Here is a 16,104-nt window from a genome sequence, read left to right as displayed (position 1 = left end):
GACGGCGCTGCGCGCTTGTATTTCAAAAGGGAGCAGAGAGGAGCTGGTCAGAATGGAGATCGATAGCAACCGCAACCGCTATTGATCTCCTCCCTGGCCAGCTCCCTCCTGCTCCCTCTTGATATGGATCCAGTTCCTTATACCGCGTCGGACAACGATGTGAAATTGAAGTCCCGCACCTTGATCGGCGGCATGAATACGGCGCCGCCCGTGGACGCGCTTTCCGACGAATTGATGCGCACCGTCGGACCGATCGCTTCCAGGTTGTTCAGGAAGAAGATCGGGCTCTCGTTGTAGCGGAAATTCTTGATCGACCGCGTGACCTTGCCGTTCTCGACCAGGAACGTCCCGTCGCGCGTGAGTCCCGTGTAGAGGATCGTGCGCGGATCGACGCTGCGGATGTACCAGAAGCGGGTCACCAGCACACCACGTTCGGTGTTACGGATCATGTCGGCGATGCTCGTGGATCCGCCGAGCATGCGCAGCGACCGTGTGCCGCCGAACCCGCCGCCGCCGGCGCGCGTGGCCTGCACCCCCTGCTTCTGCGCCCAGAACCGGTCGTAGTTCAGATTCTTCACGAGCCCGTTCTCGATCCACACCACCTTCTCCAGTGGCAGGCCATCGTTGTCGTAGCCACCGCTGAGGCTCGGGGAGTCGGCCGGATCGGTGAGCAGCGTGACCCGCCCGTCCACCACCTTGAGACCGATCTTGTTGCCGCCACCAGGCTTGGAGAAGAACGAACGGCCTTCATCGGCGGCCCGCGCCTGCATCGCGCCCGGAATGAGCTGCACGAGATTGCCCACGGCCGTGGGCTCGAGGATGGCCGTGTAGCGACCCGGTTCGATGGCCACCGGATTGCGCGACTCCTTGGCTTTCTGCACCGCCGTGGCGGCGAGCTGCTTCGGATCGAGTTCCCCGAAGCTGTTGCCATCGCTGCACGCCCACCCCGAACCCGTGCCGTCGGGCGAGCGCACCGTCGCCGTCATCGACACGGAGGCCGTCGCATCGTAGGCGAAGAGGCCCTTCGAGTTGGCCAGCGCGTTGGCGCCGGCGCGGCATTCGATGAAGCCCGTGGCCACCAGATCGTTGGTCCGCGCGAGTTCGGTCACGATCTTCGCCGCCGCGGCCCGTTCGGCCGGCGTGGGAATGTCGAGCGCCCGCTCACGCAGCGGCGGATACGTCTGCGGCCCGAGTTCCGGCATACGTTCCGGATTGGGCGGCACCAGCTTGGCGATCTCGTGCGCCTGCTTCGCGGCCGCGGCCAGCGACGCTTCGTCGAGACGATTGGTGTTCACGCTGGCCGCACGATTGCCCACATACGCGGTGATCGTCACCTGCGTATCCTGGTTCTCGCCGGAGGTGGTGACCTGGTTCAACGCGAAACGCGTATCGGCCCGGGCTCCACTGTTGATCGAGACGCGCGTCTCCTCGGCAGGCGAGTTGCGCAGTACACGCTGCGCGATCTCCTGCGCTTCGGCGCGCGAGAGCACACTGGCCGGCGCAAAGAGGGAACGAGGCGCGTGACTCATGCCTTCCTCCCGGTATTGATGACGTTGACCTGCTGGAAGATGGCCGGCACGCAGCCATGACTGACGGAATTGGACTGCGACGGCTGACCCTTGCCGTCACCGAAGGCACCACCGAGGTGGTAGCTGCGCGGACCACCGATGGCCTTGAGTCCCTTCCAGAAATCCGGCGTGCGGAACTGGTACGCCACGTCCTTCAGCTGACCGACGATCTTGCCACCGCGCACCTCGTAGAACACCTGTCCCGCGAACTGGCCGTTGTAGCGCTGCTGATCGATGGAGAACGACCCGTCGCCCACGATCGCGATGCCGCGGTCGACCTTGGCGATCATCGACTCCCACGTGTCGTCGTTGTTGCCCGGCTGCAGGCTCACGTTGGGCATGCGCTGGAACTGCACGTCGGCCCAGCTCTGCGCATACGAGCAGCCATACGAACGCACGGGCTTGCCCACGCGCTTGTAGTAGTCGGCCATCATCGTGGCCTGCTCGCGCGTGGTCTGGTAGTCCTGGAACACGCCGTTCTTCACGATGTCGAACTTCACCGGCTTCACGGCTTCGTCGTCCCAGCCGATCGCGCCGAGTGAACCGCGCTGCTCACGGTCGCCCACGATGTTCATGAGTTCCGAGCCGTACTGCATCTTGCCCAGCATGGCTTCCGGCGGCGCGATGAAGCTCGTGCCGGCGTAGTTGGCCTCGAAGCCCAGCGCACGATCGAGTTCGGTGGGATGTCCGATGACTTCGTGAATCGTGAGCCAGAGATTGGACGGGTGCAGCAACAGATCGTAGCGTCCCGGTTCCACCGGCTTCGCGCTCAGCTTCTGCACCGCGAGTTCGCCCCACTGCGGCGCGCGTTCGGCGAGCTTGCTGTTGGTGACGTGTTCGTATCCCAGCCCCATCGGCGCGACTTCATTGCTCGCCACCGACTGGAAGTCCGAAAAATCGGACGACACCGCCGTGATGGTCATGCTCGGCTGCGCGCGGTAGATCGTCTGCACGACGTAGGAACCGTCCGTCGTCATGAGCGACTTCTCTTCCCGCAGGAAGAACATGCTCGAATTGACGTTGCGCACACCCTTCACCTTCAGCGCCGCCTCGTTGGCCGCGAGCAGATAGGCGACCTTGTCGGTGATGGCGACATTGAAGGGATCGACCTCGATGGGGCTCTTCCACTCGCCCACCTGGTTGCCCGGTGTGGGCGCGAGGACGACCGGCCGGAGCTGGCTGGCCCGATTGGCCTTGGCCTGACCGAGCGCGAGCTGCGTGGTGCGGGCCACGCTGTCCTTGTCGAGTTTGCTGGTGGCGGCAAAGCCCCATGCGCCGTCGACCAGGGTACGCACCCCCAGCCCGTAGGTATCGGTGTCGGAGACCCCCTGCACGATGCGATCGCGGGTCCCGACGTTCTGCTGGCGGCGGGCCGCCACACGGACGTCGGCGTAGGAGGCGCCGCCGGCCTTGGCCGTATTCAGCGCCACTTCCATGAGGGCCTTGATGGCCGGATCGTCGACCGGGGGCAGGTCGGAGAGGGGGACGAGGAGCCCTGAGGAGGACTCGGCGAGGAGCGGTGAGGATGCGACCAGGGAACCGGCCGCCACCGCAGCCCCGACCTTGAGGAAATCTCGGCGGGTGCGTGACATGGGAAGGGGAAGCAAGGTGAGAGCTCAAATATACTCGCGGGTCAGGTGTGGAGGGCATGAGACCGGTCGCGCCTCACCCGGTCCCGCGCGATATTCGCAGCATCGCCTCATCACTCCCACCCGCCTCATGATCGCCATGCTGCGCCGCGTCCTCTCCATCGCGAGCTCCGCTCCCCTGCTCGGCCTCCTGCTCGCCGCCTCGGCCAGCCCAGCCGACGCCCAGCTCCCCGGCACCCGCGCCCCCGGCGCGCCCACCACGCTCACCGCCGAGCAACAGGCCGCGCGCGCCATCTACAAGGAGATCGTCGAGATCAACACCGCCGACTCGGTGGGCTCGGTGACCAGGGCCGCGGAGGTCGTCGCCGCGCGCTTTCGCGCCGCCGGATTTCCGGCCGCCGACGTGAACATCGTCGGTCCCGCCGACGCGCCGACCAAGCACAACCTCGTCGTGCGCTACCGTGGCAAGGGCCGCGGCAAGCCCATTCTCCTCCTCGCGCACCTCGACGTGGTGCAGGCCCTCCGCGCCGACTGGCCACGCGATCCGTTCACCTTCATCGAGGAAGACGGCTACTTCTGGGGACGCGGCGTGTCCGACGACAAGTCGATGTGCGCGATGTTCATCGCCAATCTGCTGCGGTACAAGCGCGAAGGCTGGGTGCCCGAGCGCGATCTCATTCTCGCCCTCACCGCCGACGAAGAAGGCGGCGATCACAACGGCGTCACCTGGCTCATCGAGAACCGCCGCGATCTGATCGACGCCGAGTACGCCATCAACGAAGGCGGCGGCGGGACGCTGCAGGACGACAAGCCGTTGCTGCATTCCATCCAGGCCGCCGAAAAGGTGTACGGCGATTTCACCTTCACCGTGCACAACACCGGCGGTCACTCCAGCGTGCCGCGCAAGGACAACGCCATCTATTCGCTGGCGCAGGCACTGCTCAAGGTGCAGCAGTACACGTTCCCGGTGGAGCTCAACCCGGTGACCACGGCCTTCTTCGCACAGACCGCGAAGGTGGAAATGCCCTCGCTCGCCGCCGCCATGCGCGCCCTCGTGGCCAATCCCGCCGACGCCGAGGCGGCGCGCGTGCTGTCCACCGACCCGCGGTATGCGAGCATGCTGCGCACCACCTGCGTGGCCACCATGCTCAGCGGCGGTCATGCACCCAACGCGCTGCCCCAGACGGCCAAAGCCAACGTGAACTGCCGCATCGTGCCTTCCAGCAAGGCGTCGCAGGTGCACGCCGAACTGGTGCGCATCGTGAACGACTCGAGCGTGGTGATCACCGGTGATCGCGCCGACCGCAACGACGGCGCCCTGCCCGTGCATCCGGTGCTGCTGCGCGCCACCGAGACGCTGACGAAGAAGATGTTCGGCGACATTCCGGTGATCCCCACCATGAGCACCGGGGCCACCGACGGGTATCGCCTGCGCAATGTCGGCATTCCCACCTTCGGCGTGAGCGGCATCTTCTCGGCGCCGGGCGAGACCAATGCCCACGGCCGCAACGAGAAGCTCCGTGTGAAGTCGTTCTACGACGGCCTCGATTTCCTGTACGAGCTCGTGAAACAGGTCGCGGGGCCCGGACAACCCGTGTCCTGAGCCCCGCGCGCGGCACCTGGTGGTGTTCGACAGCGAATCAGGCCGCCGTCATCGGCCGTCATCGGCCGTCGTCAGGCTTTCATGCCGGGTTCGCTGTCGATGACGGCCTTGGCAATGTCCACCATGCGCACCGAGCGGTCCTGACTGCTGCGCTGCATGATGCGGTAGGCTTCCTGTTCGCTGCTGCCTGTGCGGCGCATGAGGATGCCCTTCGCGCGCTCGATGAGCTTGCGCGCCTCGAGTTGCTGCTTGGCCTCCGCCGCTTCCCGCCGGGCTTCGATGAGTTCGCGCGCGCGGGTGACCGCCATACGCAGCGTGGCATCGAGCGTGGTGGGCGGCGTGGGTTTGGGCAGCAGCGCCACCGCCGTGCTGCGCAGCACATCGGCCGTGGACAGTGTGAGCGACAGATCGCCCGTCACCAGCACCACGGCAGTCCCGGGCAGCGCGTTGGCGATTTCTTCGGCGGCCTGCACGCCACTCGCGCCGGGCATGTGCATGTCGAGCAGCACCGCGTCCGGCGTGAATTGCTGAGCCTTCGTGATTGCGTCGGTGCCACTTTCCACCTCGGCCACCACGACATGCCCCAGGACACCGAGCAAGTCCACCAGCATGGAGCGCTCGAGCGCGTTGTCCTCAGCGACCAGCACACGGAGTGTCGACGGCAGTTCCGACATGGTTTACTCGTTGGTTGATACGGGGCGTGTGAGCCCTGCAATGTGAGCCTTCAGTTCCTGCGCCCGCAACGGCTTGCGCAGCACGAACTCCACGCCGCGCACGTCTTCACTGTCGGTCAGCGGTTCCCAGCCCGTGATGACCCCGACACGTAACGCGGGCCACGACGTCCGCGCTTCCCGGGCCAGATCCCAGCCGCTGCCGTCGGGCAGCCCGACATCCGTCAGCAGGAGATCGTACGGCATTCCACCGGCAATTGCGAGCCGGGCACGGGCTTCTGCGATGCTGGCGACGGCATCGACGGTATGTCCATCGCCTTCGAGGATGCGCCGCAGCAGCACCCGTCCATCGTCGTGATCCTCGACCACCAGAATCCGCCGCGGCACCGACGGAAGCGGCGTGGCGGCGGCAACGGCAGCCGTCACACCACCGGCACGCGGCAGCCGGATGTTCACCGTCGATCCTTTCCCGGCCATCGAGGTGATGCTCACCTGTCCACGATGACGCCGGACGATGCCATACACCTCGGCGAGGCCCAGCCCCGATCCCTTGGCCCCCTTGGTCGTGAAGAAGGGTTCGAAGGCGCGCTCCAGCACTTCGTCGGTCATGCCCACGCCGGTGTCCTGCACCGACAGACAGGCATCCTTTCCCTCGCTCCAGCATCGCACGGTGAGTGTCCCGCCCTCGGGCATCGCATCGATGGCGTTCTGCACGAGGTTCAGCAGCGCTTCGCGGATTTCGCCGGGAATGCCCCGGCTGCGCACACCCGGCTCGAGCTGCTGCTCGATACGCACCTCGCGACTTTCCGCCGAACGACGAAGCCGCATCGGCTCGGTGAGATCGAGCACCTCCGTCACCAGCTCGGCCAGATCGATCTCCTCGTCACCACCGGCATGCAGAGGCTCCTGCCGGATGAAACGCCCCACACGCGATGCCGTCGCCGCCCCGATCTCGGCGGCCGTGCGGATGCGTTCGGCGTAGTCGCGCACCGCCGCCGGTGATTCGGCATGATGCTGCAGCAGATAGGCCGCCGCCATGATGGGATTGAGCGCGTTGTTCACATCGTGCATCACCCCTGCCGCCAACTGTCCGATGGCCGCGAGACGACGCTCGCGGACATGCTCCTCGTGCGACGCGATCAGCTCGCGGGAGCGCTCCTCGACGAGTCGGTTGAACTGCGCCGCATCCACCGTCGCCGCGGAGCCCACGGCAGGCACCGCCACCGCGCCGGCGGGTGAAGAACGATCACGACGATACCGGTCGGTCACATCGTGATCGACGAGCATGACACCGATCATCTGTCCGCGCACATCGGTCATGGGCGCGGCACTCGCCTCCACCACACGCAGCCCTTCGCCGTGTCGGCACTGCAGTCGCTGGGCCCGTACCACGACACCGGACAACGCACGCATGCCCGGCGTATCGAGAAAGGACAGCGGACGCGCCGGACGTCCATCGTCGGAGATCTCGTGTGGCGCTTCGCGCTCCCACAGCTCGCGCAATGTCGTCGGCGCCTGCCCCGCATGCTGCCGGTCCGCCTCTCCATTGGTGCGCAGGATGCGTCCGGACACATCCACCACGCGCACCGAGGAGGGAGTGAGCATGAGCAGCGTGCGGCGTTCACGTTCGGCCCGATCGAGTGCCAGGCGCCGCTGCTGCTCCTCGCGCTGGTCCTCCGCCGTCACGAGCACCAGTGTGCCGTCGAACAGCGTCATCCGCAGGGTGAACAGCCCTTCGTCCGCCGGCAGGATCACCTGCCGCGCCACCATCTCCTGCGTGCTCTGCACCACGGCCATCGCGTCCTTCGCGGTCTCGCCGAACGGATGCAGCATCACCCGCCAGTGCTGTGTCTGCAGTGGCGCGAGCGGATCATGGACGAACAACTCCTCGCCCATCGTATTGATCGCCACGGTCATCCCATCGGCACGGAACAGCGCGGCCGCCACAGGCAGAGCCTGCAGCACGGCGGTCAGCCGTGTCGTGTCCAGATCGCTGTGAATCGGTGCCGACGAAACCACTGAGGGAGGGATGGGCATCGGAAGACCACCACGCGCTGCCAGCGTCGGCATTGACGTCGCGGCCGGTCGGATTTCCGTGGCGCGAGGAGCGACGTGCGGTGGGATAACCTAGGCCCATTCGAGGCAAGGGTCAAACGGGGGGCAGAGATCAGAGCAGGACGCAGGGTGGAGCGGGCCAGAATGGAGGAAGGAGAAGAACCGCTCCTCCCTCCATCCTGACCAGCTCCCTCCTGCTTTCTGCTCTGACATCTCGACCTCTCGACCTCCTTTCTGCTCTGACATCTCGACATCTCGACCTCTCGAGTCACGGCACGCCGCGCGGCCTTCCCGTGATCAGCCTGACCCCTCGCTGCCAGGTCACGTAGGCCCATCCCCACTGCAGCAGCACACTCGCGCGATTGCGGAATCCCACCAGGTACATCAGGTGCACGAAGAGCCAGAGGAACCAGGTGAGATACCCGCTCAGATGCAGCGCCCCGAACGCCGCCACGGCCTTGTGCCGGCCGATAGTGGCGAGATCGCCCTTGTGCCAGTACTGAAACGGTGCGCGTGGACGACCGGCGATCGACGCGAGGATCATGCGCGCCGCGTGTTGCCCCGTCTGATTCGCCGTGGGCGCCACAGCCGGCGCCGGTTGTCCGTTCTCGCGCATCACGATGCAGAGATCGCCCACCACGAAGACATTGGGATGCGCCGGAATCGAACAGTCCGGTGCCACCTTCACCCGGCCGGCACGATCGGTGTCCGCATCGAGCATGCGACCCAGCGGCGATGCCACGTTGCCTGCCGCCCAGAACACCGTGCGTGTGGCGATGCGCTCCTCGCCGATGGTCACGGACTGCGCGTCGATCTGCGTCACGGGCACACCGAGACGCACCTCGACACCCAGCTCCCCGAGATCCCGCTGCGCCGCCCGGGACAGCCCCTCGGGGAACGTGGGCAGAATCCGCGGCCCCGCCTCCACGAGCAGCACTCGCGTGGCACGCGTGTCGATACGACGAAACTCGCGACGCAGGGCACGACGCGTGATGTCGGGAATCGAGCCCGCCAACTCCACGCCGGTGGGCCCACCGCCGACGATCACGAACGTCAGATTCGCCTCGCGTTCGGCCGGATCGTCGGTGCGTTCGGCCCGTTCGAACGCGAGCAGCAAACGCTGACGCATGTCGGTCGCATCCTCGATGCTCTTGAGGCCCGGCGCGAACGGCGCCCATTCGTCGTGCCCGAAGTACGCATGCCGGGCGCCCGTGGCCACGATGAGATAGTCGTAGGCGAGTTCCGTCCCGTCGTCCAGCCGGACGATCTGGCGGGCCGGATCGATGGCCTCCACCTCGGCCAGCAGCACGGTGGTGTTGGTCTGCCGCCGCAGACGCCAGCGGATGGGCACGGAGATGTCGCTCGGGGCCAGACCGGCCGTGGCGACCTGATACAGCAGTGGCTGGAACGTATGGTGATTCGATCTATCGAGCAGTGTCACCCGCACGTTCGCGTGGCGCAGTTCCCGGGCGGCAGCCAGCCCGGCAAAACCACCGCCGATGATCACGACATGAGGGACATTGACAGGACTCGCCATCGTATGCTCCGATTGTCCATGAGGTCCATGACGGTTGGCCCCTGAAGCCGCGGTACGCGCCGAAGCCGTTGAAACATCACGGAGGGACCACGGGCCGGCCATTGTGGCCCGTATGGCCCCCATACCCCCGGAACCGTCGATCGGCCACGGCTGGCCGCGCCCTGCCCACGGCCAGCACCCCGCAACCGGCGAAGGTCGGTCCTCCTCGGTAATTTGTGGACATGTCCAGCCAATTCCGATCGACTCTCGTGCGCGTCCTGGTCATCCAGGTCATCGCGCTGATCCTGCTGGGGTTGCTGCAATCCCGCTACACTCCCTGAGCGCCCATGCATTGGATCAACTGGCTGATCGTGGCCGTGTACCTCGTGGTCGTCGTTTTTGATGGCCTGAGACGGACCCGCGGCACCAAGAACATCGAAGGCTACTTCCTCGCCGGCCGCTCCCTTCCCTGGTGGGCCGTGGGCCTCAGCGTGATGGCCACGCAGATCTCCGCCATCACCCTCATCGGCACGACAGGACAGGGCGCGACGGACGGCATGCGTTTCGTCCAGTTCTACTTCGGTCTGCCGATCGCCATGGTGCTGCTCGGTGTGACCATCGTGCCGTTTCTGCACAAGGCCAAGGTCTACACCGCCTACGAGTTTCTCGAGCGGCGTTTCGATCCCAAGACCCGGTCGCTCACCAGTCTGCTCTTCCTGCTCTCGCGCGGCATGTCGTGCGGGACCATCATCGCCGCCCCCGGCGTGGTGCTCTCCGCCATCTTCGGGTGGGACCTCCTCTGGTGCGTGGCGCTGATCAGCGTGCCCACCATCGTCTACACCGTGCTGGGAGGGGTGGAAGCGGTTGCCTGGGCGGACGTGAAGCAGATGGTCGTGATCGTCGGTGCACTGTTCGCGATCGTGGTCGTGCTGATCATCCGGCTGCCCGTGCCGCTCGACGACGCGTTGCGCGTGGCCGGCTCCACGGGTCGTCTGCGTGTGTTCGACTTCTCGTTCTCCCTCACCGAGACGTACACGTTCTGGTCAGGCATTCTGGGCGGCACGTTCCTGATGCTCTCGTACTTCGGCACCGACCAGAGCCAGGTGCAACGCTATCTGGCCGCGCGTTCGGTCGACGAAGCCCGCAGTTCGCTGCTCATGAGTGCGTACTGGAAGATCCCGCTGCAGGCGCTGATCCTGCTCATCGGCGTGCTCGTCTTCCTGTTCTATACCTTCTCGCCGGCGCCGCTGCTCTACAACCCGCGGCACGATGCGCAGTTGCGTGAGCGCGAGCCGGCAGCCTACGCCGAGCTCGAATCGCGCTACACCGCGGCCCTCTCGGCCCGCAATCAGGCCGCACGCGACGCCGCCGCCTCGTCGGATGCCGCGGCCCTCACCAACTTCACGCAGCAGAACACCGTCGTGGAGTCGGTGCGCAAGGAAGCCCTCGACGCCGCGGCCAAGGCCACGGGCGAGAGTTCGCGCGACGTGAACTACATCATTCCGCGGCTCGTGCTCGACCAGCTGCCCCTCGGATTCGCCGGCATATTCCTCGCCGCCGTCCTCGCGGCCGCGATGTCGAGCATCGCGGCGGAACTCAACTCGCTCTCCACCGCCACCGTGGTGGACTTCTATCAGCGCTGGTACCGCCCTTCGGCGAGCGACACGGAATTGCTCAACGCCGGCCGGATCTTCACCGCCCTGTGGGGCGTCTTCGCCTGCATCGTGGCACTCTACGCCGCCACCCTCGGTTCACTCATCGAAGTCGTGAACCGGTTCGGATCGTTCTTCTACGGCTCCATTCTGGGCGTGTTCATGCTCGCGATGGTGAAACGCACCCGCGCACTGGGCGCTTTTGTCGGACTGCTCGCCGGCATGGCTGCCGTGGCCGCCGTGTCCTTCGGCGCGCCGCAGGTGAGTTTCCTGTGGTACAACGTGATCGGCGCCGTGGTGGTCTTCGTGGTGGGCTACGGTCTCAGTCTGCTGTCGCCGGAATCACCGACACCGCCGACGCCGCAGGAGGCGTAAGACACGATCGGAGGTTTCCCGTCCCAAGGACAATGTATTACATTGTCATACATGAAAACCTCCGCCTTGACCATCCGCCTCGACCGCGAGCTGGAACGTCAGCTCGCGGCGCTCGCGAAGCGCTCAGGCCGTTCCCGAAGTGACATCGCGCGCGACGCACTCCGGCGACAACTGGCGATCCTGCAGTTCGAGGAAGCGCGGCGCTTGCTCATGCCCTTTGCCGAGGCCTGCGGATACCTCACGGACGAGGACGTCTTTCGCGCCGTGTCGTGAGGGTTTGCCTCGACACCAACGTCCTGGTCGCCGCGCTGGCAACCCGCGGGCTTTGTGCCGATGTCTTTCGTCTCGTCCTGGCCGAGCATGATCTGGTCATCGGTGAGGTGATTCTGGAGGAGATACGGCGCGTGCTGGCCACCAAATTCAAGGTGCCTGCGGACCATATCGAGAGTATTGTCGCGGTCTTTGACCCGTTCCCCTGTCTTCCAAAACCGACCAGGCCTGGGCCGGTCGGCATTCGTGACCCCGCCGACCGGTGGGTATTCGCCACGGCGCTGGCGGGAAATGCGGAGGTGCTCGTGACGGGGGATCAGGATCTCCTCACATTCCACGAGCAGACATCGAACCGTATTCTCACGCCACGGGCGTTCTGGGAATTGGTCCGGTCGGGTGCGGGTTAGGAGCGCACATCGTTCAGCGTTGCTGGCGGCGAATCACCACCGCCAGTCGTGAAGCCACGGCTCGCCCTGCGCGAGCCGGGCTTCATAGGCGGCCAGTTCACCGGCATGATCCACTTCCAGCCACCGGCCATCCACCGGCACGGCCGCAATGGGCATGCCGGTGGCCAGAACGCGGCGCAGCAACGTGGTCATGTCCAGTCTCCGCCGCCCTTCGTCGCCGGCGGCGGTCACCACGTCCCGCACCCGCGCGAATCCTTCCGGTGTGAAACGCAGCAGACCCATGTACTGACCGCGCACCTCATCGATCGAGCCCGGCTTCTCACCGATCGTGACGAGTTGCCCGTCACGGACATCGAAGGTCTCGGCGTCCGACAGTGGATCGGCAAAACGCAACGCCCACAGGTCCTGCCACCGACGATCGTACGTGATGGCCAGCGGCGCCTGCGCGGCACGCAACGCGCGCACGTGATCGGGGTGATAGACGATGTCCGAATAGGACACGATCACCGGTCCGTCCGTGAAATGCGCTGCCGCTGCCAGCAACGTGCCCACCATGTTCGTATGCTCCCATTCGGCATTGTGCACCGTGGGCACATCCAGCGCTTCGATCACGTCGGCGCGGTATCCGGTGGCCACCGTGACCGTTTCGATGCCGGCCGCACGCAGCGCGTCGATCTGCCATTGCAGCATCGGACGGCCGAGCAACTCCACCATCCCCTTGGGCCGGACTTCGGTGTGAGCGCCCAGCCGGCTGCCGCGTCCGGCGGCGAGAATGAGTGCCGCCGTGTGTGAGGTCTTGCTCATGAGTGACGCTCGTTCGATGGTCCATCGTTCTCATGGCCGAACCAATGACGAACGAGTGCACGATCCTGGGAATGAGGTGCGGTCTCCCGCTCCGGATGCCACATGATTCCCAACGCCCCCAGTGCGGGATAGCGCACGGCTTCGGGATATCCATCGACGTCCCGCACGAGGCATTCGGCGCCGTTCACCGGGTCGATGGACAGCGCCCATCGATGAAAGCTGTTCACCTCACGCGGAACGGCGAGACCCGGCATCGTCGGCGTGAGCATCTGAACGGGATGTCGCGTGGCGACATGCCCGGTGGTGGCCACGAGCCCACCGCCCTGCTCCGTGTGCAACAACTGCAGTCCCCGACAGACGCCAAGCACCGGGTGCCCATGCTGCCGCGCCCAGGCGAGCAGTTGACGCTCGGTGTCGTCCCGCACCGGCGTCACGCCGATGTCCTCTCCGCCGCTGAGGATGAGACCATCCAGCGCCCACGCCTGCGCGAAGTCCACCACGGCCTCGCCAAGATTGGGCACCGGAAGCCACTGGGCGTCGGGAAGCACGGCCGCGAGGAATCGGCCCCAGTCCGCGGCGAGCGCATCACGTGCCTCCGCATGATCGCCCACCGTCATGCGGCGCATCGTCACACCGATCCGCCCGCATCGCGCGCGCTCAGTGCGCACGGACCGGCCTCACCATCCGTCCCGCACAATCGACTTCCACCAGAGACGCGGAACGCAGACGTTCGAATGTCTGCTCGCCACAGCCGATGGCGGCGGGAATTCCCAGTTCGGCGCAGCGAATGGCCATGTGTGAGTTCATCCCGCCGAACTTGGTCACCAGCGCCGCGATTCCCCTCGTGAAGATCCAGTCGAATCCGGGATCGGCATTCTCGATGCAGGCCACCGCGCCATACAGCGTGGTGTCGCCCGGACTCTGTGCGGTGACCATCACCGCCGGGCCGGTCGTTCGCCCGGTGCCGATGAAGTTGGGTTCACTGCGATGGATGGTCGCCACATACACGTCACGCGCATCACGCACGATGTGCCCGAGCCGGAACGCGTGCGCCTCGGCGTGGCGCTGACGTCCCTGCTGCGCGATTTCCAGCAGGTAGCGATCGGCATAGTCGATGGCCGGATCGACGGCATACCGGTCGAACGTACTCCAGTCGATGAACGACAGATCGTCGCGACTGAGCCCCTGCGCTTCGCCCCACCGGGCCAGTGCCGCGAGAGCATCCGAAAGCGCCCGCGTGAATACGAACTTGGCATGTTCCCGTCCGGCGATCGCGCGCCGCGCATGATCGAGCAGTTGCGCACCGCGCACCGTGCCAAGCCCCGCCTCGTCGAGCAACCGGCGCAGGGCCGCATTCTCACCCGGGGTGAGACGGAAGCCGGGAACGCGCGCAACCGTTTCCTGTACCGGGGAATCGACGAACAGTTCGTCACGTTCGTCGTAACGCCGCGAGGTGATGTCGTACGTGCCCGGTCGCAGATGACCGTAGTGCGTCAGAAAATCGTCCGGCGTGTCCTCTCCGCGGGTCACCCGTTCGTACGCGTCCACCATGCCGCCGGTCACGGTACGGATGGAGCGACGGAACTGCTCCAGGCGCTCAGGCGCGAGAGCGCCCCGTCGCACGGCCGATCGCAACAGCGCCTCGGCGATGAAGGCGTGCCGGGCCACCGTCGCGAAGGCCAGGGTGCCCCGTGCCGCCGCACCGCGGATGAGCGACACCGCATGGCGCAGTCCCTGCGCCGCGTCCGCGCTTCCCGTACGGCCACCTGCGGGAGCGGTCGCGCGCATCACCAATGCGTCCGCTTCCAGTGTCGCCACGGTCGCCTCCACACCGGACAGGGACCCCCGCGCATCCGTGCGCAGCGCGTTCGACGTCAGCGCCCGCAACTGTTCGAGGAACATCGTCTGCTCGCGCCGGCCGAGCATCGAACCATACCAGTCGCGAAGCCGTTTGCGTGCGTCGAAATCGAGACAGGTGAGCGCGATCTCGAACTCCACCTTGTCGTGATGCTCGGGGTGCACATCGAGACGATCCAGCCAGGCGTCGACGAGTCGCTCGCCCGTGTCGGCGGCAACGGATGCGGGCAACAGGGAATTGAAGCTCGCCCGGACGTCGATGTAGGGATGGCTGTTCACCACGACCATGAGATCGACCGGCGGCAGCTCCCGATATCCCATGCCGGCGCGGGCCTCGCGCCAGGTGCGGCGCGTGATCAGCTCGCGATAGAGCGAGGTGGCCAGTGGCCGTGGTGTCGTCCCGATCATCTCGGCCGGATTCCAGTCCGGCATCACCGCCAGAATGGTACGGCGGCCGAAGAGTCCGGGCTGCGGTGTGGAGCACTCGCGCACGAAGTGCTCCACGAACACGAGCTGTCGGGCGACCCGCCGCTCGGTGACCGGATGCCAGCCGCGGGCCGTGGCGATGCGTCGCGCCTGCAGCAGCCAGAGCCGCCCATCCCGTCCGATCGCGAACTCGATGTCGAGTGCCGGCGAGCCACACAGCGCTTCGAGTTCGCGCGCCAGATCGATCAACCGGCGGACACGCGGCGACGTGATGTATGCGGGATCGGCGTGCCGCGACACACGCAGCGCCTTGTGCACCTCGCGCCCGGCGGTGACGGCGTCGGTCCGCCCCGATCGTTCGTCGTAATTGAGAACGAAGTAGGGCGATCCGTGCACGATGTCGTAGGTCATCACCACGCCACCGGCGGCCACCGATTCGAGCATCGGCTGCACGAGCACCTGATCCCGCGGATCACCCGTCATCGATGTCACGACATGTTCCACCGCAGCCTGCAGGGCGGCCACATCATGGACCGCGACATCGAGCACGCTGTCGAAAGCCCCGGCCCGGGATTCCGTGGCGCCGTCCTCCACCAGGGCACTCGAACGCACGACCACGGTCTCCACCGCGAGACGGCGTTGCACGGCACGGAGACAACGTTCGGGCGCCTGCTTCCATTCGGCGACCGTGAAGTACACCAGCGGAAGCACCTCCGCGCTGCGCAACTTCGGCCGAAGCCGTTCGAGCGTTTCCGCCTTGGTGCCCAGACGGATGGGACGCACGGTGCGCATCAGGTGACGGGAAGATGGCCGAGCACTTCCTGCACACGTGCCTCGAGATCGAAGGCGTCCCCACCTGTATCGAACAGCAGGTCGGGCGACTCCGGTTCGGGAAACGGGATATCGACTCCCACGACGTACGCCCGCTCGCCACGCAGCGCGGATCCGTAGAGTCCCTTGCTGTCGCGACGGATCAGGGCCTCCATCGGTGCGCGCAGGTAGACCTCGAGATAGTGGCTGAATCGCGTGCGATTGCCGGCGCGCAGATCGGGGAAGATGGACATGGTGGAGCAGACCACATCCACGCCCTGTCCATCCAGCCACTCACACAGGGCCGTGATGCGTTCGGCCACCAGCCGCCGTCCGTCGATCGTATACGGTGCATCACCGGCATCGAGCGCCAGCAGCCGTCGGATCTCGTCGCCATCCACATGCACGACGCGACTGCCACGCGTGCGCCAGGCGTCGACCACGGCGCGTCCGAGCGTCGACTTCCCGCTTCCCGACATTCCCATGATCCAGATGACCATC

The 16,104-nt window shown here is 66.1% G+C and carries 13 protein-coding genes; 4 read left to right on the top strand and 9 right to left on the bottom strand.

All coding sequences use genetic code 11. The features are described from left to right. Positions 1 to 137: 137 nt before the first annotated feature. Both WG208_RS14435 and WG208_RS14430 read right to left on the bottom strand, forming a co-directional pair. Positions 138 to 1,529 carry a metallopeptidase TldD-related protein gene (locus WG208_RS14435; protein ID WP_337172082.1) on the bottom strand — a complete coding sequence of 464 codons (1,392 nt, stop codon included), beginning with the start codon at positions 1,527 to 1,529 and terminating at the stop codon, positions 138 to 140. Then, positions 1,526 to 3,160, bottom strand: a complete 1,635-nt coding sequence (locus WG208_RS14430; RefSeq protein WP_337172081.1) for a metallopeptidase TldD-related protein — start codon at positions 3,158 to 3,160, stop codon at positions 1,526 to 1,528. Before WG208_RS14430 ends, WG208_RS14435 begins: the two co-directional genes overlap by 4 nt. A gap of 136 nt (positions 3,161 to 3,296) precedes the next feature. Between WG208_RS14430 and WG208_RS14425 the strand changes: the two genes are divergently transcribed. Further along, a complete protein-coding gene (locus WG208_RS14425; protein WP_337172080.1) occupies positions 3,297 to 4,760 on the top strand; it encodes a M20/M25/M40 family metallo-hydrolase in 1,464 nt (487 codons plus the stop codon). A 71-nt stretch (positions 4,761 to 4,831) separates the two neighbouring features. Here the strand turns inward: WG208_RS14425 and WG208_RS14420 are convergent, their stop codons facing one another. The 3 genes from WG208_RS14420 to WG208_RS14410 form a co-directional block, all read right to left on the bottom strand. Continuing rightward, positions 4,832 to 5,434, bottom strand: a complete 603-nt coding sequence (locus WG208_RS14420) for an ANTAR domain-containing protein (RefSeq protein WP_337172079.1) — start codon at positions 5,432 to 5,434, stop codon at positions 4,832 to 4,834. 3 nt (positions 5,435 to 5,437) lie between these two features. Then, positions 5,438 to 7,468 (bottom strand): ATP-binding protein, encoded by a 2,031-nt coding sequence (locus tag WG208_RS14415; protein ID WP_337172078.1) that lies wholly within the window; start codon positions 7,466 to 7,468, stop codon positions 5,438 to 5,440. A gap of 286 nt (positions 7,469 to 7,754) precedes the next feature. After that, positions 7,755 to 9,023, bottom strand: a complete 1,269-nt coding sequence (locus tag WG208_RS14410; protein WP_337172077.1) for an NAD(P)/FAD-dependent oxidoreductase — start codon at positions 9,021 to 9,023, stop codon at positions 7,755 to 7,757. Between the two features lie 326 nt (positions 9,024 to 9,349). On the opposite strand from WG208_RS14410, the gene WG208_RS14405 reads away from it, so the two are divergent. From WG208_RS14405 to WG208_RS14395, 3 genes are read left to right on the top strand one after another with little or no spacing between them, the layout of a single operon-like run. Further along, positions 9,350 to 11,029: a sodium:solute symporter gene (locus WG208_RS14405; protein ID WP_337172076.1), complete on the top strand. Its 1,680-nt coding sequence runs from the start codon at positions 9,350 to 9,352 to the stop codon at positions 11,027 to 11,029. Positions 11,030 to 11,080: 51 nt separating this feature from the next. Next, the gene (locus tag WG208_RS14400; protein WP_337172075.1) at positions 11,081 to 11,302 is read left to right on the top strand and encodes a CopG family transcriptional regulator; all 222 of its coding nucleotides are present in this window, start codon (positions 11,081 to 11,083) and stop codon (positions 11,300 to 11,302) included. Continuing rightward, entirely contained in the window at positions 11,299 to 11,706 is a 408-nt protein-coding gene (locus tag WG208_RS14395) for a putative toxin-antitoxin system toxin component, PIN family (RefSeq protein ID WP_337172074.1), read from the top strand. The genes WG208_RS14400 and WG208_RS14395 overlap by 4 nt, the downstream gene beginning before the upstream one ends. Before the next feature lie 33 nt (positions 11,707 to 11,739). Here the strand turns inward: WG208_RS14395 and WG208_RS14390 are convergent, their stop codons facing one another. Genes WG208_RS14390 through WG208_RS14375 form a run of 4 tightly spaced genes read right to left on the bottom strand, consistent with a single transcriptional unit; the run spans position 11,740 to position 16,103 of the window. After that, the gene (locus WG208_RS14390; RefSeq protein WP_337172073.1) at positions 11,740 to 12,510 is read right to left on the bottom strand and encodes a phosphocholine cytidylyltransferase family protein; all 771 of its coding nucleotides are present in this window, start codon (positions 12,508 to 12,510) and stop codon (positions 11,740 to 11,742) included. Beyond that, positions 12,507 to 13,136: a gamma-glutamyl-gamma-aminobutyrate hydrolase family protein gene (locus tag WG208_RS14385; RefSeq protein WP_337172072.1), complete on the bottom strand. Its 630-nt coding sequence runs from the start codon at positions 13,134 to 13,136 to the stop codon at positions 12,507 to 12,509. The genes WG208_RS14390 and WG208_RS14385 overlap by 4 nt, the downstream gene beginning before the upstream one ends. 31 nt (positions 13,137 to 13,167) lie before the next feature. Continuing rightward, positions 13,168 to 15,585: a PEP-utilizing enzyme gene (locus WG208_RS14380; RefSeq protein WP_337172071.1), complete on the bottom strand. Its 2,418-nt coding sequence runs from the start codon at positions 15,583 to 15,585 to the stop codon at positions 13,168 to 13,170. Continuing rightward, the gene (locus tag WG208_RS14375; protein WP_337172070.1) at positions 15,585 to 16,103 is read right to left on the bottom strand and encodes an adenylyl-sulfate kinase; all 519 of its coding nucleotides are present in this window, start codon (positions 16,101 to 16,103) and stop codon (positions 15,585 to 15,587) included. Before WG208_RS14375 ends, WG208_RS14380 begins: the two co-directional genes overlap by 1 nt. Between the last annotated feature and the right edge of the window lies 1 nt (position 16,104).

This window comes from Gemmatimonas aurantiaca (assembly GCF_037190085.1).
GTDB classification, from domain to species: domain Bacteria; phylum Gemmatimonadota; class Gemmatimonadetes; order Gemmatimonadales; family Gemmatimonadaceae; genus Gemmatimonas; species Gemmatimonas aurantiaca_A.
Note: the sequence above shows the minus strand (reverse complement) of the source record. Positions and strands in the feature narration are given on the sequence as shown.